The following is a 23160-nucleotide window of genomic DNA, read 5'->3' as shown; positions in this document are numbered from 1 at the left end:
GCACTTGACGAGCTTTTCCATCGATTTGTGGCCGAACCATGGATGCGGCACAACCGACGACACGCGAATTTCCTGACTACCCAACACGCCAACCCCGTCGGAAAGACCGCAGCTGCTTCCTCTAGTCACGCTGGTAGGAGAAGTGAAATTTAGCCTGCACCACTGGGCTGCCTATCAGCATCCGAATTCAGTCTGTTAGGCGGACAGCGCTTGCTGCGGTTGCCTTGACCCGCCTTGGCGATGCCTCGTCGCCGCAAGCAGAATTGGTTCTTGCGTACCGTCGATTTTGAAGAAGCTGACCACTTGCGTAAGCGTGCTGGCCTCCTTATGCATGGCCTCGGCCGTGGCGGCCGCCTCTTCGACCAGCGCGGCATTTTGCTGGGTAACCGTATCGATATCGCTGATGGCGCTGTTGACTTCATGAATGCCGGCCTCTTGCTCCGAATTGGCTGAGCCTATTTCGGCCATGATTGAAGTCACCCGCGCGATGCTCGCCACGATTTCCGACATCGTGTCACCGGCGGCGTGTGCCAACGTTGTTCCGGCATCAATCCGGCTGGCGGAATCGTTGATCAGCGTTTTGATTTCCTTCGCCGCCGTTGCCGACCGCTGAGCGAGGTTGCGGACTTCGGTTGCGACCACTGCGAAGCCGCGCCCCTGCTCACCGGCGCGCGCAGCTTCCACGGCCGCATTCAACGCCAAGATATTGGTCTGGAACGCGATGCCGTCGATGACAGCAATGATATCGACGATTTTTTTGGCGGAGGCACTGATTTCATCCATGGTCTGCACCACCTCCTCGACCACACTCCCCCCCTTGCTCGCCACGGCGGACGCCGATCGGGCCAGTTCGTTGGCGGTACGCGCGCTGGCGGCGTTGTGTTTCACCGCCGACGTCACCTCCTCCATTGAGGAGGCAGTTTCTTCCAGTGCACCGGCTTGATGTTCGGTCCGTCGCGACAGGTCCAGATTGCCCGCTGCCAGTTCTTTCGATGCATCATCGATGGTATGGGCGCCGTCCCGCACTTGCCTGACCGTGATGGCCAGGCGCGTGGTCATATTGTGTAAGGCGTCGAGCAGTTGGCCAATCTCATCCATCCGTTGGTGCTTCTCAAACGTACGCAGGTCGCCTTCGGAAACGCGTGTCGCCAGATCCACCGCGTGCTGCAACGGCAGCACAATGCTGCGTGTAATAAACCATGCCAACGCGGCGCCCACTGCTAGCGCCAGCGCGCCGAAGCTGAGCAGCGTAGCGCGGCTGCTGCGATACTGACCAGCTGAGGTCGCCGCAAGTGCTTTCGCCTCCTTGCTTTGGTAGCTCAGCAATTGCTCAAGCGCCGTGGTGTAGCTGGCGAACGTGGCTTTGAACGTGGTGTCGGCCATTTGCTCGACCTCCTGGGTCTTTCCCAATTCCTTGAAGCCAAAAATTTCCTTACGGACTGCCAGATACGCCTTTTCCTTCGCGGTCGCTGAACCTAGCAGCGTATTCTCTTCCGGAGTATGCGCCAGGCTCACTAACTGACTTTCCGTTGTGGCAATCAGCTTGTCGCCTTCGATAAGTTGCGCTTGAAAGAATTCGCCCACCTCCAGGCTGTCGCTCTTCGCGATGGAGAGCGCCCGCACGCCATTGAGCTTGGCAGCGCCCAGCCAGTCTGCGGAAAGCTGCTGTTTGGCGAGCTTGTCATTGACGAGAAACTCGGTGGTCTCGTTCGCGGCATGCAGGCGCCACAATGCAACCGCCGTGATGCATACCATCACGAGTAACACGATGGCGAACGAAGACAGGACCCTTGGGCCCGTTTTAAGTGGAAGCGATAGCATGATTTCTGGCAGACCTATAACCTTCGAGGGAGGCGCTCAGAATACTCACCAATTATTTCACCGTAATTACATTAATGAAATAATGTTGTCCACGTTGAAATCGGCTGAGCATCACCAGTCGCATCGCTCAACTGAATGCATGGCGGTCCAGGATTTGTCGGCCATGCTCATCGACATCAGGCTGCAAGAATCTATGGGGTAACCCATCGCCACCCAGGTTGACAAGCGCTGACTTGTGCGCACACACCGGACAGACAAAAAACCAATTGCTGCCTGCTGATTCCGGCGCAATTGCTACCCGGCGCAGCGCGCGCCCGCAAAACCTGTAAGTGCATTTGAATTGGGTCTGCGACGACGTTGAAAAGTTCATTGGGTGCTCCTGGACTGGGACTGCGAACGGAAAGTGGGCTCGGCAAACAGCCATGCTAGGGAATGTGGTGCAGGTATATTTCCCGACCGTCTGCGCCGGTAGAGCGCCCGTTACCTAGCGCCAAATTGCAGTTCTCCCGAACCGGACTGCATCGTAGCGCCGAATTGTGACGGGCGTTTGACGTCGCTCAAGAGGTTGCTCAAGCACGGCCTGGCATGCATAGCGTTGCCATGCGGGCGTAACCGCCGGAGTAGATTCCGTCGCTTTTGCAACGACCATATAAAGAAAACCTAAGCCTTGTCTTCAGGCCAGGAAAAAGCCATCGCAAGCAAGATAGCAACGCCGGCGGCGGAAACGCCTGCAACGGGACATATCGCCTACGTTCCAGTTACCCCGGGCGCAATACGGTGTGCGCCTGGCGCTGGAGCACAAGCGACATGGGACGTTAGGGTATGAGATCAAGGCCGTTGTTGAAGAACGCAGCCTGCATCCTGTTGAACCGGACTCTTTCAACGATGACGGCCGCATTCGCGAAAGTGGCTGCTGAATAAATCCAGCCAGCGAGTCCGCAGTCGAGCGATTTCTGTTAAGGTTTCGCGGAGCAGCCGTGGGCCGAAGATCGCCACGCCCCTGCCTGCCTTTTTTTGACGGTTTACCGAGAGGTCGCTATGAACTCAGCAAACGTATCGTTTTCACGCCTCGACGGAGCGGTTGTGATGGAACTTGCTATCGACGGCCACTTCATCCTACGCACCAGCAGCCAGGAGTCCGTGGTCCGGGAGCTTCACATGCATGGGGCGCGCGAGCTCACCATTGACGACCAGTTTGTCACCGAACTGCCGACCACGCTAAAAGCACTGCGCCTCGCAGCAGAAATTCAGTTCGACGAACTACTGGCGGCGTTGAAGCTTGTTGCCGCGTGCGCATCGATAGAAGAACTGGCGCCGGTTGCAAAGCCTGAACGGCGCGCCATTCCGCGGGCAGAAATAGCGCAACTGCGCCCGGCGCGTTAGCCCGCTTCCCCGCCGTCCCGGACACTGGAAGCGGACCGGCCAAGCGCCGAAGCCGCATGCAGTTTTGCCGCAGCGGCGAGCACCTCGGCAACGATACTGGGCGGCACTGCATTGGATGTCATGAACACCCACGCACGCGCCGTGCCCTCCGCATGAAAAATCTTCAGCCCCTCCTCGATCATTTGTTGAACCTGACTTCCTTTTGAACTATTCATTGACTACATCCTTGATGACCTCGCTACGCCTGGACAGATGGAAAAGGACTTGTCCGGGAACACAACGTACCGATAACACATAGCTTAAGCGCGGATTGTGACTGGCTACTGACAATCAGCTTTTGCAATTCAGCGGGCCGCTACAAATTTGTCTTGTCACACGCCGTCGATCAGCCGGTTGGTGCTACCGGTGCCGGTGCGCGCTGTGGCTTCGGTAGGAAATATCCGGCACCGCACCACATTGCCTGCAACCGTAGCACCCCGGTCATCTGCCACTGCTAGACTATCGTGTATGGAACAAATCTGCGTTAATTCATGGAACGAGTTCATGACTCTTTCAGCCCAACTCGACGGTTGGGCGTTTCGTGGTCAGCAAGACCAGCGCTGGCCGCTGCTGACTTCCTTATCGCGTTACCTGAACGCGCACTTGCCTGACCGCGCTAGCTGGCGCCAGCGCGAGGAGCGCGCGATACGTATTTTCCGGCGCAAGGCGCATAACTTCCTCGACAAGCCCGAAGCCTTGCTCAATGATCTGCGCTGCTTGGCGCTGATGCAGCACCATGGTGCGCCGACGCGTCTGCTGGACTTCACAAAGTCCCCGTTTGTTGCTGCTTTCTTTGCGCTGGAGCAGTCCAGCCGCGATGCCGCAGTCTACGCGCTCGATACGCCTCGCCTGTGGAGCGCGACGCCAGTCGGGCAGCCCGACATGACGCGCGACCACATCGACCCGCGCACCTCGGGCAACTTTGCCGGCCTGTTCCTCCCCAACACCAACAATGTGGTGTGGGTCGGCGAACCCACAGATATGGACCGGCGCCTGGTTGCGCAGTCTGGCACGCTGGTCGTCCCCGGCATGTTAGACAAACCGCTCGACGAAATCCTGCAGCATTACGATGAAAGCAGGTCCTTGCTTAAAAAGATTGTGTTGCCACATGCCATGCGCGGGGAATCCATGAAAGCGCTGTACCGCATGAACATCACCAACGCCACCTTGTTCCCTGACCTCGACGGTTTGGCACGTTCCATCGGCATGGAGCTGGAAATGGTGTGGCCGACCTGATAAGGCGCCTGTCTCCGCTGTGCGTCAGCCCGCACGCCTCACCGTCCTGGCGACCACCTGCAATGGTAGTCGCGTAGGCGGTAAAGCATTATCTATAAACCATAAAAAATTGCTTGCAATAATCCTGCAACAATTTCGGTGTACAGTGCGCTGATGATTATTCTGGCTGTCTTGATCGCAATAATATGGTTTCGTTCGGATGCGAGGCTGGTCTCCGGCTCGCTCGCCTCGTTGTATGGACGTCCAACAAATGCATGATGAGGTGATGGCGGTCGCCGTTCGCCACAGCAGACGCGCGCTGTTATGGCCGGCGATAGCGATATTGCTGGCGATCGGCTTATGGGTTTTCAGCTTGCTCAAGGCAAGCATCGAGACCCGCAACGCCCACCTCGCGGCGCGCAAAGACGCCAGCGCCTATGCCGAGGCATACGAGCAGTACATCACCCGTTCGGTCATGCAAATGGACCAGATCACCATGCAGCTCAAGCAGAGCTGGGAACAATCTGGCGGCAAACTCGACATTGCCGACCTCTACCGGGATGGCATGTTTACTGACCGTGCATTCCTGGCCGTCACTATTGCCGACAGCACTGGCCGCATCATCAGCGCCACCGGCCGGCGCCCTGCGCCGGGCGGTATCGCCAGCACGGATTTTTTCCGCTTTCATCGCAACAATAACTCGACCTCACTGAGCATCAACGTGCCGCTCCAGCAGCGCGATCCGATCCAACACGCGATTGAGTTCAGCCGCCGCCTGGACGGTCCCGACGACAGCTTTGCCGGCGTGGTGATCCTGACCGTGGCGTCAGACTATTTCACCTCGTTGTACAGCGCCCGCACGTTGGGCCAGGATGGCATGGTCGCCATGCTCAGTGAAAGCGGCACCCTGCGGCTAGAACAGCACGGCGGCGGCAATGCACAAGACGAGGCCTCACTCCTGCTGGGCCAGCCTGCACTGCCCGAGGATCACGGCAACGGCCTCCTCGCTGCCGGCAGCTTCAGCGACGGCAAGGCGCGGATATTCGGCTGGGCCAAGTCGCGCGCTTATCCCGTGGTCGCCGCCGTCGGATTGGCAGAACACGAGATCATGAGCGCGGCCGACGCCACCAACCTCAGCCGAATGCAAAATACCTTGCTGCTGACGCTGCTGCTGGTGTTCCTGGGCGCCTGGGCGCGCATACTCACGCTGCGCTCGCTGCAACGCCGCCATGATGAAGAGGAAGTCCGGCGCGCCTACCGCACCGCCACTGAAAGCGCCAATGACGGCTTCTATATGGCAATGGCACTGCGCAATGAAGAAGGAACAATCGACGATTTTGAAATCGTCGATTGCAACGAACGCGGCGCCTTCTTCTTTGGCGTCAGCCGGTCCGATTTGATCGGCCAGCGCGTATCGAAGATGGTGAATCACCTGTTTGCCGAGTCCTTGCTGCAAACCTACCTGACAGCAATGGCGAGTGGTTTTCTGGAGGACGAGCGCGAGATGCCTGCCGATAACAGGCTGAACATCCACTGGTGCCACCGGCGGCTGGTACGCGTCGGCAACGGCCTGGCGGTCACATTGACCGATGTCAGCGAACGCCGCCGTCATCAGTCGGAACTGCAACGGATGGCCAACGAAGATGCGCTGACCGGCTTGCCGAACCGTCACTGGCTGGAGGAATTTTTCAGACAGACCTTGTCGCAGGCCCATGCTGCGGACTTGGCCGTGGCCTTGCTGTTCATCGATCTCGACGAATTCAAGCACGTCAACGACACCCAGGGTCATGCCGCAGGCGACGAATTGCTGCGCCAGGCGGCCGCGCGCTTGAAATCGCTACTGCGTCCAAGCGATCGCGTGGTGCGCTTCGGCGGCGACGAGTTTGTGGTGGTGATCAGTCCCGCCGATTCCGACGCCCAAAGCGCCGCCGTGGCCGAGCGCATCCTGCAAGCGTTCTCGCAGCCGTTCATGATTGCCGGAGAAAAGCAGTCGGTCGGCGCCTCGATCGGCATCAGCGTGTTTCCGCGCGATGGCGCCGATGCAGAGACGCTGATACGGCATGGCGATATCGCCATGTATGCCGGCAAAACCGATGGCAAAGGCCAATACCGCTTCTTCGATCCCGCGCTGTACGAGCAGATCAAATCGCGCACCCGCCTCAAGCAACACCTGATCGACGCCATCGAGCGCCACCAGTTGCAGCTGCACTATCAGCCACGCGTCGCAACCCACAGCGGACAGTTGTGCAGTATGGAAGCGCTGGTGCGCTGGATGCACCCCGAACAAGGCATTATTCCGCCGCTGGATTTCATCCCGCTGGCGGAGTCGAGCGGACTGATATCACGGATCGGCGAACTGGTCATCACGCAAGCATGTGCCCAGCTGGCGCAGTGGCGCGCACAAGGTCTGCCTTTGGTACCCATCTCGGTCAATGTCTCGCCCAAGCAGTTTTTGCAGGGCGGCATCGACCGCCATCTGGCTGCGCAGCTTACAGAACATCAACTGCCAGCCAACTTGATTGAAGTCGAAATCACCGAATCCGCCATGCTGGGTGAACACGAATCCATCCTGTCGCAGCTGTCGGGCCTGCGCGAGCTCGGGGTCAAGTTGCATGTGGATGACTTTGGCACCGGCTACTCGTCGCTGTCACAGCTGCAGAAGCTCAAAATGGATGTGCTGAAAGTCGATAAGGCGTTCACCTACCAGTTGGGACTCTCGGCCGAGGGTCGGGTATTTTTCCAGGCCATCGTATCGATGGCCCATGCACTGGGCATGAGCGTGGTCGCAGAAGGCGTGGAAACTGCCGACCAGTGGCGCATCCTCGATGAACTCGGCTGCAATGAGGTACAGGGATATTTCATCGCACGCCCCATGCCGGCGCCGGACATGGCCAACTGGATGCGCCAGGCGCAAGCCGGCCAGCCTGCCCAAACCGTCGCCTAAGAACCGCATGGCAAGAGCTCACATGCCAGTTGCTGCGTCACTTCATCAGGACTGAGGTTATCGTCCGAAATCAATACCGGGCTGCGGTGACTATTGGATAGCCGCAGTCGCCAACCCATACCTGCCAGGTTGTCCATCTTGGCGAGCGCGATGGTGCTCCAGTCCAGCAACAGCCGTCTGGTCGGCGGCTGATAAATGGCCCCTTCCCCCCAATCGCTGCGGATGCCGGTGGCGTGATCCAGGTCGACTACGTACAGGCGAATGGCGAAGGCAAAGCGTCAATCGGCGCCCTGCACCGCGGAACGCTCCAGTACCAGCAGATGCCACGCATCGACGACCGGGATTTCGGACTCACCATTGTCGCCGCAGCGCCGCGTCGCCGGAACGCCTCACGAGCGCACGATCGGATGCGCCCATTGCGCCCTCGCGATCGAATCGGGCAGAGCGGCAAACTGCACCCTGCTCCGGCGCGGCTAGCGGGCCGTCACGATGCTGCGGTGCCTCCACGCCCGGCCACAGTGACTGGCCGTCGGGAGCAATCAACTGTCCCTCGAAGCTGAGATTGTTGCGCGGTACGCGCCATCGGCCACGTCCTGGCTGATGAAGGGGGATAAGATTAAATTAGTGCTGCCAGCGGCGTCAGCGTTGCAGGAACACCAGCGAGAGTGCCGGGTGTGCGGCGCAGTTCCCCTCCCCAGCGCAACCTCACCCGGCGCCATAGCTAAATCATGATTGGGGAGAGTAATTCGACTCCGTAGCCGGCGGAGGTGACGGATCTGAAAGTAGTTCGCCGGTATCAATGTCGTAACGGAATATCTCTTCCACATTCCCCGCAGTGACACGCAAAATACCGGCTCCGAGATCGTCCCGCACATGGACGCTCACCATTTCCTGCTGCGGGCATTCAACGATGGCGCCAGAGTCGAAACCTTTGCCCACAGGTCGGATCAGACATGGATCCATATCGGCGCGTCCCAGTCTCAGCCAGCCCTGTTTCGTAATCTCATGGGTGTAGGTCGGGCGCCCCTGTACATCGCGCGTGGTGAATATTTCACCACGCCCGAAGTTTTGTCCACGACCACCGATAGCCTTAATCCCCACCTCGTTACGTGCCAACAGACCTTGCTCGTCAATGTAGTAATGACCAATCTGCGTGCCTGCGTTGAGCGGCCAGCGTAAATGCATGTGTATATGCGGCGGCGCATCGGTATGCCCGTGCGGAAAATTGGTGTCGAATCCCATCACCTGTATCGCCCCCAATTTTTCATGCGCGACATACGCTCCCAGACCGGTGCGTCGTATCACTTCCCGCTGAGCAAATTCCAGGTTATCGGCAGCGCGTCGTTGCAACGCAGGAAAATCCCCCTGGGCATAGAAGCCAGCGCGGCGTGCCGGATCGGCATGCTCGAATCGCAACACCATGCCTGGTTCGACTATGTGTGTGGCAAATTCCCCCGCAGTCACCGCGTCGCGCGCCACCGGCGGCATATGCACAGTGATCATGTCGCCTTTCACGTCGAATTTGAGGTCACCACTTTCCAGCAACACGCGTTTGACGCTGGTGCCTGCGGTGCGAAACTGTAGATCAAGCGTGCGGCGTGCTGGGACCGACAGTGCCACCAAAGTCTCGCGCTGGTTATCCCGATCGAATGCGGGATCGGCAAGCAGTTGGCAGGTAATGCAACTGCGCTGCTCAAACGCCAGCGGAGACAAAGCCTGCACGGCACCGCGTTTGACGAACTTCAGGACTACTTTAACTTGCGGCTCGCCAGCCGCCATGGCTCCCATGACTACCGCACAAGCCAGACTCCCGATAACGCGGATGATGGTGTTCACAGATCGGCCTCGTACGTCAGTCCCACAAAGACGGTACGACCGACAGGGAAGTAGTTGTTCAACAGTTCACGGTGAACTCCCTGGCGCACGATAAATGGCGCTTTGTTCAGGTTTTGCCCCTGGATCACGGCTCGTAGCGAGCGGCTTATCTGATAACTACCTTGCAGGTCGACCTGGTTGCGCGCCATGGCGTACAGGTCGCGCTCACTTGTATCCTGGTCTACCGATTCCAGCGCGCGACCAATGCGGTTAAACGACAGCCGGACGTCAAGCGGGCCTGCAGCATAAGACAGCGTGGCGTTAGCGATAAAGTCTGGTTGATGTATCAAGCCCGGTGAACGACGCGATACCGGACTGCCGTTGGCGATGGCGGCGGCGCTCATCGGCTGGTTAAAGAAGCCTTTCAGCCAAGTCAAATTGGCGGAGAAGCCGATGCCACGCAAAGCGCGTGGCAGGAAGGTAAAGCGGTCGGCAACGTACTGAAGCTCGACGCCTTTCAGTCCGGCCTTGGCGGCGTTTAACGGCTGGGAAATCGTTACCTGCGAATAGGTCTTGCCGAGATAATCGGTTGCAGCGCCAACCGCACTGGCGGTAAATATCTCATTGCTGATGTCCTTGTAGAACAGCGCCGCCGAGACCAGGCCGCCACTACGCAGATACCATTCATACGACAGGTCGTAGTTCCAGGCTTCTCGCGGGGCCAGGTTCGGGTTGCCCTGATTGACAGTCAGGCCGCCGTCAGTACCGATCGAGAAGGTCTTGCGTGCCGCGTACTGGGCGAAGTCAGGTCGGCCGATGGTCTTGCTGATACCGCCCTTAAAGCGTTGATCACCGTCGGCTTGAAAGGTCACAAGCAATGATGGCAGCAGAAAACGATAGTCGCCATTGCGCGATGAGCGGGTATATGCCGCACTGCCCGCAGTGGTTGGCGCATCGTACCCCTCGACATGCACATCCGTGCGGTCTTCCCGCAAGCCGGCAAGAGCAGTCCAGCGGTCGGTCTGATAGATCCCCTGGATGTATCCGGCTTTGACTTTTTCTGTGTCGGTGTAGTCATCAGCATAGTTGTTGGCCAACTGGTTGGTCGCGACAAAAGAGGATGCCAGCGTACTGGTAAGCTGGGAAGCCAACAGACGGTCCGGCAGCAGATATGGTGCTTGCGGTGTCTCATAGGTCGCGAAGGAAGACGGAATGAGCACCGGCGAGAGCGAACCGATGGCTTGCTGCGCGGCGACGTCGCGTGGTACCGACTCTTTAAAACGTACATCCCAGGATTGCGTCGTCTTGGTTAGGTTGACGCCAGCGTTGAAGCCGAAGCCACGGTCGCCGGGCTTGAAGTTATGCTTGTAATCGGCGCGCAGAAAATCTACCTTGTTGTCCAGGTCACGGTCGATGTCACGCCAGTACATCCCTTTGTACAACGCTGGATCAGTGGCCGCCATCGGATTGTCGAAAGTGACACGCGGTATGCCTCCCGATACCGCGTACGAATATGCCAGCGACGGAAGGTACTGGGCGGTGGCAGAGCCAGCCTTGGGATTGGTGTCATATTTGATCATTTGCCGGTATTCGCGGTACGTCGCCTTGGAGGAAGACGCCGTCACACCCAATTCGCTGCTGGCGCCCATCTCGAACAAGCCGTCGAGAGTGAGCAAGTTAGTGCGGCGCTTGACCGGTTGATACGTAAAACCCTGCTGCACATCGCCGCTGGCAAAGTGGCCTCCAGACGCGCCAACCGATGCAGGCGGCGTCCCGGGACTGGTTAGCGTTTCGTAGCGGGTTTCGGTATCCTTGTCGGCATAATAGCCTGCAAACGCTGACAGATGGCTGCGCTCGCCAAAGCGATATTCCAACTTGCTGTTCAGGCTGGCGCGCTCGCGCAAGTTATCGAAGGCAAAATCCTGGCTGCGCACCGGCGCGATCTTGCCGTCCACCGACAAATTCTTGAAGGGTGTGCGTGCACCGGCCGCAGTGTAATAGGTCCAACCGGCGCCGGATGTATCGCCTGGTAATTCTGAGAATGCGCTCGATGGCAAGCGCTGTAGTTCGGCAGAAACCACCACCCCGAACTGGCGCCGGTCACCGAAGATGGCAGCGCCAGTCGCATCAGCGCGTCCAGACGTCTTCGCATCAGACAGGAACTTTCCGGCCGTAGAGTTACGCCCAGCAAACGCATTGGCGACAAAGAAGCGATCTTGATTCATCGCGAAGGCGCTGCGGCTGACTAAATTCACCTGTCCACCGAGCGCGTGCGGGTCATACTCCGCCGTCACCGTCTTGATGGCCTGAATTTGCGACACCAACCCGGCCGGCAGCATTTCCAACCGCGCGCCGCGGTACGTCTGGTCGGCGGAGGCTATCGGCACGCCATCGACGGTCACCAGGTTGTAGCGACTATCCAGACCGCGAATGGTGGCGCGCTGGTAGATGTCGCGATTCTTGGTGGCATCGCCGCCACCCACGACCGACAGGCCGGGAATACGGCGCGCCGCTTCGACAATATTGAAGTCGGGCAGTTGGCCAATATCATCCTGGCTTACCGCATCCATAATCTGGCGCGTCGCTTTCTTAGACTGTACGGTGGCGCGTTCGGCGGCGTGGAAGCCGCTGACCACGATAGACTGTATTTCGGCTTCAGGTGGCAGCCCCTCCTGCGCGCGCGCCGCCGGCATGGCGGCCATGACAGCCGCCGCCAACGGCAACAAGCGATACCTACGGTTCCACCGAATTCGATTGCACATTACTTTCTCCAAGTGATGAGTAAGGCCGGCTTGTTCCGGCACGTTGAGTTCGAGAAAGTTTAGCAACGTGCCGGATGAGAAAAAGTGCTTTCGCCGTCAGTTTTCACGGTGAAAAGTCGAGGATGAAGAGGGAGATGTACAGGAAGTTACGGGTTAGACTGACTTAATACGCACGCCCAGCACGCGTACATTGGTGCTACCGGAAGCCTGTAGTTCACACTGTAGCAATACTTCGAATGGCCGGAAACTACCGTCCGGCCGTATCGCTTTAACCAGTACTTCACGCATGCGTTCACGGTTAAACAGGAAATCTGCCGCAGCCTCGGTGCCGACCGACGAGGTACCACCCACCATCAAGATATGGCCATCAGCACTCAGGTTGGGGGTATAAGCGAGAATGGCGAAACCATGCTTCTCACGTTCGGCGCCACCAAACTCGTACAGCGCCTGCTCGCCACGCAACGGTGCATCATTGCGCACCAGCGATTTTCGACTCGATGGGTCCCAGTCGATATGATAATTTAACCGTTCACGAAACAGAGAAACCCAAGGATTAGCGTCGGCAGTGCCAACCAAGATCGCGTTCGCATGTTTAAGGTCATTCAACTGCATGTCACGCGCATAGCGAACGCGCAGGGCTTGCGGCGCACCAGCAGTCAGCTTGCCCAATTCAACCGCCAGCGTCACAGAGATAACACCGGTGTAGCGTCGCCAGCGGAACTGCGTTGACGCTGCAGCACCGTCGCCGGGAACAGTGGTGTCGAAACGCTTGGCAATATAGTCTCCCAGCACGATGCGATGGCCAATCGCCTGCTGATGCATCACCAATTCGGAATCGGCGGGAACAAACAAAGTTTCTCGATTGGTGTGCAGCAGGGATTTCCAGAAGACGTCAACTGGATCAGACGACCAGCCAGGCATGGCGACCGCACCGACCACCAAGACTGACACGATGGCTAAGCAGGCGCCAAAGGCGTTCCGCCACGGACGCATGGAAAACAGATCACGCCAGCCCGTAGTTGAGCGTGAATTGGGTGAAAGAATAGCCTCGGTGGAAGCCGCCTCCTGGTCCACTGCGACGGTCCGCGCTTCAGATGGTGCCTCGTTGCTGACGAATAACGGGCTATACGATCCACGGGGAATGGCGATGCGTATCGGGTCCGCCACGCCCTCACCCTCGTAATACTTGGTCAGCCGTTTGCGTAGCATGGCAGCGGTAGTTCGGACGATGGTGTCTTCCGCTGGTGCGTAATTATCCGGCCGCCCAAAAACGTGCACGCCGATATGCTGCTCGGTAAGGCGCAGACCCGATTGCGCCAGGGCCATATTGCATACATAAGAAAGGAATGACGACAGCCGCTCGCTACGTGAAAACTCAACGCTGGCCAGCACCCGCTCTAATGCCCGTCTCTCTGCCGGCGGAGGAGTGGATTCCGTATTCATCGGCGCAATATAGCAGCTGACGATGACCAGCACATGACAAGGACAGGGTTTGACATATACGCAAAGCGATCGGGTTTCGCAGGGGCCTCGCGCTTGCGCCTGGCCTCCTTAAGACCGGATGCCGCTGCAGCGAACTTTACTGGGCCCGAATCGGACCTGCAGTGTTTCGCATCAGGTGCCGCGCTGTGCGTGCTTGAATTGACCTTGGCGGCGCTGTAAAAGCTGTCGCGCCAAGTCGTGCCGGCCGGCGGCAGTAGCCACACGACCTCGCAACAATAGTCGCTTGCGGTATTCAGTGATGCGCTGAATTTTGACGGCTTCATCTACATGTCGCGCCCAACTCAATACCGAACGAGCGTCGGCGGCCTTCGATCGCGCCGATCCGCGACTGCACGCCGGACCCGGCCCAACTGATACTTGATACGCCGGCGTTTGTCGCCACAGCCGCCGCATTCAATATCGTCGCGGTACGAAAGAGACTGTCGCCGGCTCCCGCTGAGCAATTCACCAGTAATTCCACCAGTAATTCCACCAGGGCAAAACCGCCCTCTCCCCACTACGCCCTGACTACACACTTCTTTACCCCGTGCGACTGATGTTTCGAGTTGTATCTGCCAGTCGGCAACACCCAGAGGCTAATAGAAGAGCGCCAAAACGATATTCTTTATCTTGCCCTACGTTAAGCTGCACAGAAAATCGACCCATCTTACCGACGATTTGCAACGGAACCTGATCATCATCTAGCCGCCGCCGCTTCGGCCGAGCCGAGGAATAAAGTCACGGTACGAATCCGAACTTTATCGAGGAGGACGTCATGTTATTTGGTGGCATTGACCTCCATTCCAACAACTGCTTTGTCGTCCTCTCCGACGACAAGGACACGGTTGTGTATTCCAAGCGATTGCCCAACCATCTGGCAATTATCTGCACAGCACTCGGTCAGTATCAGCAAGAGCTATTCGCCGTATTCGCGGAGTCCACGTACAGCTGGTACTGGCTCGTTGACGGCTAGGTGGCACCACGATAATTGCTTCACATAACGAATACTACTGCAATAAAACAAGTTGAAGGTTTCAAGCATCGCGGTGCCGCCTCCGATGCCCGTCATCTCGCGTATATCCGGAGCCTTAAGGCTAAACCGCGTAGCAGCGACGCAATTTAAAGAAGATCCATGGGGACTTGAGACCGCTTGGTTATCAACGGGCATACGGCCACGGCGCGGCGGTTGCCAGGACCTGGAAGGCAGGTCAAACGGAGTTGGTCAATTCTTCGAGCAAACGAACACGTGGACAGCCGTTTGTGGCATGAATGCCAGAAAAATTTCTCAATTGCTTCTTTGTGCGCCATTTCACAAAGAAATTATTCGCATAAAGATAGATTAACAAAAGAAAGAAACGTTACGTCACAGTCAGGGGCTAAAAAATGAATAGCACGCAGATCACTGCACGTCCATGCCAGCAAAGCAGATCTGCACCCTGCACATCAAAAAAATATGGCGACGCGCAACTCTCATTCGAGTCGGTCTATGCATTTTCACATACTGCCATATTTTCCCACGCACTGCACATGCTAAGAAAAAGGGATGTCGCGGAGGAAATAGTGCAGGAGGTCTTTCTCTATGCCTGGATCAATTCAGAAAAGTTTGACGAAAGCCGAAGTAGCCTGCTCACGTGGCTGCTGATGTTATGCCGGAGCCGCGCGATTGACTACATGCGCGCCCAGACAGCCGGCAGCTGGCTGAGTTTTTTTGAGGTCGACGAGACTGCAGCTGGTCGGCAGGACACCACGCCCGAATCGCTGTACGAGACCGGTGTATACAATCGTGCGATTCACTCTGCGATCGAACTTTTGACGTCTGCACAAAGAGAAGTCATCGTCTTAAATTATTACCGAGAACTGTCCCATGGCGAAATTGCGGACGCTCTCAATATGCCGCTGGGCAGCGTCAAGACGCTGATCCGCAGGGCCAGACTACGCCTCGCGTGCAATTCAACGTTGGTGGATTTGTGCAGGTCTGCCCGCGAGAACACGATGCGCAACCGATATGGATTCTAGGCCTTAACGCTCCGCAGAGTGTCCTCGGCTTCCCTCTTCATTTTCTGCACCTGAACCAACTTGCCACATCGCCACGAGTGTCACGGTGTTCGATATTCGACAATCCACGCCAGCAGCGGAATGCGCGCCCGCTTAAGCTTCGCCACCCGATCCCGATTTGATGATTTGCTCGATGTCCTCAATGGCGATGGGCTTGGTCAAATGGAAATCGAAGCCGGCAATCTTGGACAACACGCGATCGTTGGCCATGCCCCAGCCGGTCAGCGCCACCAGCGTAGTCCGCGCTAGCCGCTGCGACTGGCGCGCTTCGCGGGCGACTGCACGGCCGTCTTTGCCAGGCATACCGATGTCGAGAAACGCGATCGTCGGCGTCACGGCGTGTAACAGCTCGCTAGCCTGCACGCCATCCGTGGCCACATGTACCAAGTGTCCCTGAAGACGTAACAGCGCCGCCAGGGTTTCAGCGGCATCAATGTTATCGTCGGCCACCAGTATGGTCTGTGCGGCAACGGCGTGCCCCACGTTCCGGTTATGTCGCGTGCCGGTCACCCAAGAAGCGGGCGCGCCGTCGATCAATGGCAAGCGGATGGTAAACGTGGCTCCCAGTCCTTCGCCGGGACTAATCGCTGCAACCGTTCCGCCGTGCAGCGTCAGCAATTGCCGGACAAGCGCCAGGCCGATCCCAAGCCCCCCCTGAGCGCGTGCGGTATCGCTGCCGACCTGGGTGAACATGTCGAACACGCCCGACAGGGCCGCCTGAGGTATGCCGATGCCGGTGTCGCTGATGGCGACCACGCCGTCCGTTCCGTCGCGCCAGGCACTAATGTCGATGCGGCCACCGGCCGGCGTATATTTGGCGGCATTGGTGAGGATATTGCTCAGTATCTGAATCAGGCGGGTGCGGTCGGCGTGGACAGGCAACTTTTCGGCCGGCAGGCGGGTCGACAAGTGATGCCGCGCCTGCTCGATGTGTGGCAGGCTGGTTTCGGCAGCTGCTGCGATCGCCTCGGCAATATCCATCCGCTCCAGTTTTAATTCGACCTTGCCATTATTGATGCGCGAAATGTCCATCAAATCGTCGATCAAATGCGTCAGTTGATTGACCTGCCGGTCCATCATGCCGCGCAGCCGCTCGACGGTTTGCGCATTGGCGCCGGCGATGCGCATCAACTCCAGGCCAGTGCGAATCGGCGCCAGGGGATTCCTCAACTCATGCGCAAGCGTGGCCAGGAATGCGGTCTGGCGCTCATGCGCCGCCGCCAACTGCTCAGCCATGCGCATCGATTTTTGCTGCGCATTGCGCTGTTCCGTGATATCTACGGCGACGCCGGCGAACCGCTTGGCGCCGGTCGCCTTCTCTTCAAACAGCTTGCCTTTTGCGGTGACCCACACCACCTTGCCCGATAGCTGGGGGATTCGGTAGTCAATTTCATATAACTCGCCGGTGGCGATGGAATGCCCGATGGCGGCGAGAACGCGCTCGCGATCATCTGGGTGAATCATGTTGGTAAAGCGCTCCAGCGCGGTACCACTTTGTGCCAACGCGGCATCCACCTGAAACAGTCGGGCGAAGCGTTCATCAACAAACGTGGCATTCGTCTCCGGATACCAGGACCATGTGCCAATATTGCCCGACGCGTCGAGGGACAGCTGCACACGGTCTTCGCTCTCGCGCAGCCTGGCCATGCCAAGGACGGTGTCCGTGGTTTCAACGATGGTGCACAAGACCCCGACCACCTCTCCGCCCTCATCGCGTATCGGACTGTAAGAAAACGTGAAATACGCCAGTTGCGGAGGACCGAACCGCTCCAGCAGAAACGGCCGGTCCGTGAAAAAAGTCGATTCACCGGACATAGCAGTGGTGGCGATCCGGCACGCCTCGTCGCGGATCTCGTGCCAGAGTTCCGCAAGCGGCAAGCCCTGCCCCAACGCCGCTTTGCTGCCGAGTATCGGCACGTAGGCATCGTTGTAGAAGAAAAAGAATTCAGGGCCCCACAGGACATACGACGGAAAACCGGAATCCAGTACCATGCTGAGCGCCGTGCGACATGCCGGCGTCCAGCTGCTGACGGCACCCATCGGATGTTGCGACCAGTCGGCGCGGGCGATCTGCCGCCCCGCCTCGCTGCCGCCATTCAGAAACGCGAAATTTGTTCGGCTTGTTTCCATGTCCGCCACTAGTCGTAATACGCTCCATCAGCCAACACTATCTGCTTGCACTGGTGATGCCTGTTCAACCGACGCGCCCGTTATGTCCCGTCAGACGGGCATTAAGTGGCCTCCAGTGCTAAGCCAAGCTCGCGGATGGCGAGACGGCGCCTGCCTTGTGTCTAAATTAGATATACAAAGTTCAATTGTATATCGATAGCGGCGGACACGAAAAACAATTGCTGCGGGCTTCCGCCAAGCGAAGTCGGTATCACCACCGGAACGCAACACGGTGCGTGCTCACGCCTCAACAGCGCGCCCCTTTTGGCGCCGCCATGCCAGCATAGGGAAAAACCTTCAGGGAGGACCTGTGCCCAACGTGAGTCACGCCCATTACGTTCCCATTGCAACAAATCGCAATAAGCTGGTGTTCAAAGAGTTGACGGTCGGCGTGCGCGCGCTCATCGACGTCGAGAATATCTATCCCCCGCATGATCGGGAGGTCTGGCACACCTGGCTTTGCACCGATGATAGTGAGGATAGCTCGGGTACCTTCTGGTATCAGGACGACGGCAAGGGCAAGCCCCAGAGACTGGGCAGCGCGGACGAAATGAGGACGAGTGCTACGCATGGCAAAGCACGCGAGAGTACGGACAGCGCAAACTGACGTGTCGAACTGCGCAGCACGCGCAACAATGAAAATCGGCTAAAAAAATGCCGGCCCTTGGCCGGCTGAAGTCCAATGCATTTGGCAATTGGAGGAGACAACGCCATACTCGCACAGGACCGCCAGAAAAGATAATTTCAGCTCGCAATAACCGCCATCAATGACTTGAATACCTGGCCTGTTGCACAGCCATGAGCTGCGCGTTGACCCTACCTTCGCCATCTCAGACTCAACGCCAGCGTGTCAGTGCCTGGGAGATCGCGTCCCGTCGGTGACTGCCCCCGTGACCTTATATTTGCGCGACTGCTTCGAGCGCAGCGAAGTGCTGGCCAGGCCAGTGGCCGAGCACGCCGCAACCAGCTTCAGCGCGGGCATCAATTCGCTGAAGGCTATTTGCGACGCGAGCACCAGTCTCTCCGCCGAGGTCGGCAATTCGGTCGAGAACTTGCCTTCGATATCCAGCACACCCACCTCATGGATCTGCAATTCGAGGGCGATAGATTCCTGGCTGCTGCACTTCGCAACCTGCCGGCCGTTGATTTCCAACGTTATTTCAACCACGCCGGTATCGCGCGAAAATGTCACATGAGCAGTTTTCATAGCATTCCTCGTTTCGGACTGGCGAAGCAAATTCACGTTCATTTGACGGCAAGCGAACCATTTCCGGGCATGTCAGACAACATTGCCACAACCTCAGCAGACGCATCAGCCGAGTGCTTCATTGCGCGCTCAGTTTCGCCAGCGCGCTGGCCACCACTTCCCGCTCATGATCGAGCAGTATCTGGCAAGCGGTGCGCAGCAACAGGCTTTTCTTGATCTTGGCGCCGTCGCCCAATTCCCGCCGCAAGGCTTGGAGCGCCACGTGTTCCGATGCCGGCAAAGCGACCTTCCATGTCACCGCTTTCGACGCCCTGTCCCTGACCGGTTGACGTTTCGTGCGATGTTCATCTGATGCCAGGCCGCGCTGGATGCCGGCATTTTCGCTGCCGGCCATCACTTGTGTTCCGGTCTTGCGTAACGATGATGTCGCGTCTGCGCCATCAACGATCCTCGTGGCGGATGTGGGCAACGTCTCGGATTTCATGGCGACCTCCTTGGTTGAGGAACCAGCATACGTTTGAGCCTCTCGCGCACATTTGCACGCTACTAGATCCATGTCAAATGCACGTCACATTCGACCGATAATCTGACGCCTGACCTTGGAAACAGGGCACTTCAGCACCACGCGACGGATGCTCTACCGGCGCCGGCGGTCGGGAAACATACCGGCACCAATTCACACCCCAGCAGCGGCAGGCGACGGCCCGCTTGGCGGCATTGTCAGCTGCACTCCCCGGCACAAAAAAAACCGCAGGCAAGCCACGCTGCCTGCGGTAAATGATCCGCGTGCTACGGATCAGGAGACACCCATTCCGCCCCCGTGCCACATGGCGTGTTCAAGCGATCGGAGCGCACTGAGGTCCAGCCTAGGCACAGCATGCCGCATCGTCTGTTGAGCAACACACGTTGCGACGCAGCGTGCTTGCGTTCGCCCATCGAAGCGCTGGCGCCCGCGTCGACGCCAGGCCAGCGTTAGTTGACGTACGGAGCGCACTGCGCGCGCGCCGCATAGTGGCCTCTCCGCCACGTGTGGACTCCACACCGCCACGCCATTGGCGGCATCCCCTGCCCCGACTTCGATAAAGGAATCACCAATGAAAGCGCTCGTTTACAACGGCCCTCGCGACGTACAGATCAAAGAAATGCCAGACGCCACCATTGAAAGACCTACCGACGTGTTGGTGCGCATCACCAGCACTAACATCTGCGGCTCGGACCTGCACATGTACGAAGGACGTACCGACATGGAGAGTGGCCGCATTCTCGGCCACGAAAACCTCGGCGAAGTGATCGCCGTCGGCAACGCTGTCGATCGCATCAAGGTCGGCGACATGGTCTGCCTGCCGTTCAACATCGGCTGCGGCTTTTGCGCCAATTGCGAACGCGGCCTGTCCGGCTTTTGTCTGACCGTCAACCCGGGCACCGCCGGCGGCGCCTACGGTTTCGCCGGCATGGGTCCGTATAGCGGCGGCCAGGCTGAGCTGTTGCGCGTTCCCTACGGCGACTACAATTGCCTGGTGCTGCCCGAAGATGCCAGGGAAAAGGAAAACGACTACGTCATGCTGTCGGATATCTTCCCGACGGGGTATCACGCCACGGAACTGGCCGGCGTCAAGCCTGGCCAGACCGTGGTGATCTACGGTGCCGGACCGGTCGGCCTGATGGCGGCCACCTCGGCCTTCATCAAGGGCGCCAGCCAGGTGTTCGTGGTCGACAGCCACAAGGACCGCCTGAAGCTGGCCCAGGAGATCGGCGCCACGCCGATCGACGACACCGAGGGCGACGGCGTGCAGCGCGTGCTGGACCTCACCAAGGGCCAGGGCGCCGACTGCGGCTGCGAATGCGTGGGCTATCAGTGTTGCGACCGCCACGGCAAGGAAGTGCCGAACCTGACCATGAACAATCTGGTGCAGACCGTCAAGGCTACGGGTTCTATCGGTACCGTCGGCGTGTTCCTGCCCAAGGACCCCGGCGCGCAAGATGCACTGGCCAAGGAAGGCAAGCTGGCGTTCAACTTCGGCGAGTTTTGGTTCAAGGGCCAGAAGATCGCCACCGGCCAGGCCAACGTCAAGGCCTATAACCGCATGCTGGCCAACCTGATCCACGTAGGGCGCGCCAAACCGTCAATGATCGTGTCGCACGAGTTGCCGCTGGACCGCGCGCCGGAAGCGTATGAGAACTTCGATAAGCGCAATGCCGGCTGGACCAAAGTCATTCTAAAACCCGGCACCTAAGCGAAGCGCTGACGTGGGGTGGGTTCGCCCTGTAATCCATGGCGCACCGGCTCGACGTCAGATTTTCAGCAGGTAGCGGTCATACAGCGACTGCGCGAACGCGTCGCAGGCCGCTGTATCGAATCCGGCCAACCTGCCGCCGCTAAACTCCAGCGAGAACGTCCCGGCGCGCTTGGTGATGTGCGCGATCGAAGACGAAGGACGATACTCGGGCCGGCGAGCGTACTCGTCGTTGGCGATCTCCAGCAGTTCCCCCAGATCCACCGCAACCTTGTCGCGCATAGTCAGCCTTGATGAAGTGAACAGGGATTGTTGCACCGATTTAGTCAAATACCAAATTTGATTAAATACCAACTACGTTGGCGGCACAATACGTGGCCCCTGCGGGCGCAAGCAGTATGCATCAGAATACACTGTTACGCCTGACGTCATCGTCCGTGCTACGCCGCCGGCTGGTGTCCTTGTCATGCGCAGGTCACGTCAACGATTTATACTGCTGACCTTCAGCATGGATTTTCTTTTACTGCCTCTTCGCGAGGCTTTTTTTTTGCGCGTTGCAGCGCCTGTTGCCGTCGAAAGAAGCGCAACGGCGTCGCGCACGCATTGGATGTGCAGTGAATATATTGAGCCCCGGTTACCATCGAGTCGACCTGTATCTCTTCAACCTCAGCGATCGACTTGCCGATATTGCCCGCGATGGCTGGCGGCCGCCGATGCTTACTCGATGGCAGCAACTGCGTGCATACCATACGCTGTCGGCCTATTTTGGTTCGCCTTGGTCGTTTGCTGATAGCTGGCTGGTCTTCGGGCCAGAACAAGGCTGCCGGATCGACATGATCGGCGATGAGTCGTCTCCCACAGTGGTAGCACGCTTCGATACCCGCAGCGAGAGCGTGCAGTTCACCACTTGCGTTTGCCGACTCGCCGAGCAGCTCGGATGCCAGTTGTTCTTGCCCGCCGCTGGCGCCATCGTTACGCCCCATCTGGCGGCTTTGAACATGGCCTTGGCCGACCTGCGAGCGCACGCGCCGGCCTGAGCTTGAGAACGATCGTGTGCTGGAAGCCATCGCGACAAGCGAGCGGCTGGATTACTCCGCCGTCGCCTGGTCAATCGCTGCCGCCAGGACGTCAAACGGCGAAGTCTTTTTGACGTGGAGGTCGAATCCGGCATGCAATGCCCGTGCCACCGACGCGACGTCGTCCCAGGCGGTAAAGGCGATCATATAGGGTTGTCTGATCGTGCAGTCGCGGCGAATGCGTGCGACCACCTCGTAGCCGTCCAGGATCGGCATGCCTATATCAAGAAACACAATTTCAGGCGCGAACTCGGAGACAGCCTGGAGTCCTTCCACCGCCCCATAGACCGCCAGTGCCGTGTGGCCTTGCAGTAGTAGGATCGATACCAGCAAATCTGCGGCATCGGGATGGTCATCGACCACCAAAATTTTTTTCAAGTCTCAACTCCCTGGGTGCGCCGCGAACGATGCGCGGCAGCGCACTGCGTACCATCCGACGGTCGCAGCGTTTATGTCATTCTAGACGTCAGGCGTTAAACTCAAGTAGGAGCGTCTGCCCTGCGCACGTAGGAGAAAGTCAGGCGGTTCGAGCGCAATGGTTAAACGCACTTGCTGGTTGCTCGCGCCGCCGTCCCTTGACGCCGATTGTTCGACAAAAGCAACATCGCTCCGGCAAGTACGCGGCTGCCCGGCCGGACGGCACTCAAATGGTGATGGACGCCGGGGCGTGGAAACGACAACGGGCCACTGAGAACGTTGCAGCTGGCGGTCACTCACTGAACAAGGACAGCCATGTGCTACTCAACCAAGGTATAGGCCGATTATCGCCTGTACATGAAAAAATTCGGTGCGCGCATCGACATCGACGAATTCGTACAGTTGCTGGCGCGGCGCCTGGCAGGAGCCAAGCTCATCATTCCCAGAGAGCTCACGGACGTGCTCAAGGACTTGCCGCAGACCGCCGTAGAACGGCATTGCAGCGACCTGATCCAGCGGTACTAAGCACAGGAAGCAAGCC

General features: G+C 58.4%; 19 protein-coding genes. 8 read left to right on the top strand and 11 right to left on the bottom strand.

Annotated features, from left to right (window positions below):
• Positions 1-195: 195 nt before the first annotated feature.
• Positions 196-1821, bottom strand: coding sequence for a methyl-accepting chemotaxis protein (locus GTP69_RS31675; RefSeq protein ID WP_161053004.1), 1626 nt, complete (start codon positions 1819-1821; stop codon positions 196-198).
• A 1038-nt stretch (positions 1822-2859) separates the two neighbouring features.
• On the opposite strand from GTP69_RS31675, the gene GTP69_RS00290 reads away from it, so the two are divergent.
• Positions 2860-3204, top strand: coding sequence for a hypothetical protein (locus GTP69_RS00290; protein ID WP_161053003.1), 345 nt, complete (start codon positions 2860-2862; stop codon positions 3202-3204).
• On the opposite strand, the gene GTP69_RS00285 is transcribed toward GTP69_RS00290, so the two are convergent.
• Positions 3201-3419, bottom strand: a complete 219-nt coding sequence (locus tag GTP69_RS00285; RefSeq protein WP_161053002.1) for a hypothetical protein — start codon at positions 3417-3419, stop codon at positions 3201-3203. The two genes, GTP69_RS00290 and GTP69_RS00285, sit on opposite strands and share 4 nt — an antisense overlap.
• 328 nt (positions 3420-3747) lie before the next feature.
• Between GTP69_RS00285 and GTP69_RS00280 the strand changes: the two genes are divergently transcribed.
• Complete coding sequence (locus GTP69_RS00280) at positions 3748-4479, top strand: FRG domain-containing protein (RefSeq protein WP_229260738.1); 732 nt, start codon at positions 3748-3750, stop codon at positions 4477-4479.
• A 235-nt stretch (positions 4480-4714) separates the two neighbouring features.
• Positions 4715-7402 carry a bifunctional diguanylate cyclase/phosphodiesterase gene (locus GTP69_RS00275; protein ID WP_229260737.1) on the top strand — a complete coding sequence of 896 codons (2688 nt, stop codon included), beginning with the start codon at positions 4715-4717 and terminating at the stop codon, positions 7400-7402.
• Here GTP69_RS00275 and GTP69_RS31790 read toward each other — a convergent pair.
• The 4 genes from GTP69_RS31790 to GTP69_RS00250 form a co-directional block, all read right to left on the bottom strand.
• Complete coding sequence (locus GTP69_RS31790; RefSeq protein ID WP_161053447.1) at positions 7399-7665, bottom strand: esterase-like activity of phytase family protein; 267 nt, start codon at positions 7663-7665, stop codon at positions 7399-7401. The two genes, GTP69_RS00275 and GTP69_RS31790, sit on opposite strands and share 4 nt — an antisense overlap.
• A gap of 463 nt (positions 7666-8128) precedes the next feature.
• The gene (locus GTP69_RS00260) at positions 8129-9238 is read right to left on the bottom strand and encodes a hypothetical protein (protein WP_161052999.1); all 1110 of its coding nucleotides are present in this window, start codon (positions 9236-9238) and stop codon (positions 8129-8131) included.
• Positions 9235-11919: a TonB-dependent receptor gene (locus GTP69_RS00255; protein WP_161052998.1), complete on the bottom strand. Its 2685-nt coding sequence runs from the start codon at positions 11917-11919 to the stop codon at positions 9235-9237. The genes GTP69_RS00260 and GTP69_RS00255 overlap by 4 nt, the downstream gene beginning before the upstream one ends.
• A gap of 213 nt (positions 11920-12132) precedes the next feature.
• Positions 12133-13371, bottom strand: coding sequence for a hypothetical protein (locus GTP69_RS00250; protein ID WP_161052997.1), 1239 nt, complete (start codon positions 13369-13371; stop codon positions 12133-12135).
• A 1473-nt stretch (positions 13372-14844) separates the two neighbouring features.
• On the opposite strand from GTP69_RS00250, the gene GTP69_RS00245 reads away from it, so the two are divergent.
• Positions 14845-15477 (top strand): RNA polymerase sigma factor, encoded by a 633-nt coding sequence (locus GTP69_RS00245; protein ID WP_161052996.1) that lies wholly within the window; start codon positions 14845-14847, stop codon positions 15475-15477.
• A gap of 132 nt (positions 15478-15609) precedes the next feature.
• On the opposite strand, the gene GTP69_RS00240 is transcribed toward GTP69_RS00245, so the two are convergent.
• Entirely contained in the window at positions 15610-17646 is a 2037-nt protein-coding gene (locus GTP69_RS00240) for a hybrid sensor histidine kinase/response regulator (RefSeq protein ID WP_161052995.1), read from the bottom strand.
• A 349-nt stretch (positions 17647-17995) separates the two neighbouring features.
• Here GTP69_RS00240 and GTP69_RS00235 point away from each other — a divergent pair, with 349 nt between their 5' ends.
• The gene (locus GTP69_RS00235) at positions 17996-18292 is read left to right on the top strand and encodes a hypothetical protein (protein WP_161052994.1); all 297 of its coding nucleotides are present in this window, start codon (positions 17996-17998) and stop codon (positions 18290-18292) included.
• 243 nt (positions 18293-18535) lie between these two features.
• On the opposite strand, the gene GTP69_RS00230 is transcribed toward GTP69_RS00235, so the two are convergent.
• Positions 18536-18892, bottom strand: a complete 357-nt coding sequence (locus GTP69_RS00230; RefSeq protein ID WP_161052993.1) for a hypothetical protein — start codon at positions 18890-18892, stop codon at positions 18536-18538.
• A 118-nt stretch (positions 18893-19010) separates the two neighbouring features.
• Positions 19011-19376 carry a hypothetical protein gene (locus tag GTP69_RS00225; RefSeq protein ID WP_161052992.1) on the bottom strand — a complete coding sequence of 122 codons (366 nt, stop codon included), beginning with the start codon at positions 19374-19376 and terminating at the stop codon, positions 19011-19013.
• A 610-nt stretch (positions 19377-19986) separates the two neighbouring features.
• Here GTP69_RS00225 and GTP69_RS00220 point away from each other — a divergent pair.
• A complete protein-coding gene (locus GTP69_RS00220; protein ID WP_161052991.1) occupies positions 19987-21126 on the top strand; it encodes a glutathione-independent formaldehyde dehydrogenase in 1140 nt (379 codons plus the stop codon).
• Between the two features lie 57 nt (positions 21127-21183).
• Here the strand turns inward: GTP69_RS00220 and GTP69_RS00215 are convergent, their stop codons facing one another.
• Positions 21184-21408: a hypothetical protein gene (locus tag GTP69_RS00215; RefSeq protein ID WP_161052990.1), complete on the bottom strand. Its 225-nt coding sequence runs from the start codon at positions 21406-21408 to the stop codon at positions 21184-21186.
• 332 nt (positions 21409-21740) lie between these two features.
• On the opposite strand from GTP69_RS00215, the gene GTP69_RS00210 reads away from it, so the two are divergent.
• Positions 21741-22163, top strand: a complete 423-nt coding sequence (locus GTP69_RS00210; RefSeq protein WP_161052989.1) for a hypothetical protein — start codon at positions 21741-21743, stop codon at positions 22161-22163.
• A 51-nt stretch (positions 22164-22214) separates the two neighbouring features.
• Here GTP69_RS00210 and GTP69_RS00205 read toward each other — a convergent pair whose 3' ends face one another.
• Entirely contained in the window at positions 22215-22580 is a 366-nt protein-coding gene (locus tag GTP69_RS00205) for a response regulator (protein WP_161052988.1), read from the bottom strand.
• 396 nt (positions 22581-22976) lie between these two features.
• Between GTP69_RS00205 and GTP69_RS31670 the strand changes: the two genes are divergently transcribed.
• Entirely contained in the window at positions 22977-23144 is a 168-nt protein-coding gene (locus GTP69_RS31670) for a hypothetical protein (RefSeq protein ID WP_308494400.1), read from the top strand.
• Positions 23145-23160: the final 16 nt, after the last annotated feature.

This window comes from Duganella levis, from assembly GCF_009857605.1.
Lineage (GTDB): Bacteria > Pseudomonadota > Gammaproteobacteria > Burkholderiales > Burkholderiaceae_D > Rugamonas > Rugamonas levis.
Note: the sequence above shows the minus strand (reverse complement) of the source record. Positions and strands in the feature narration are given on the sequence as shown.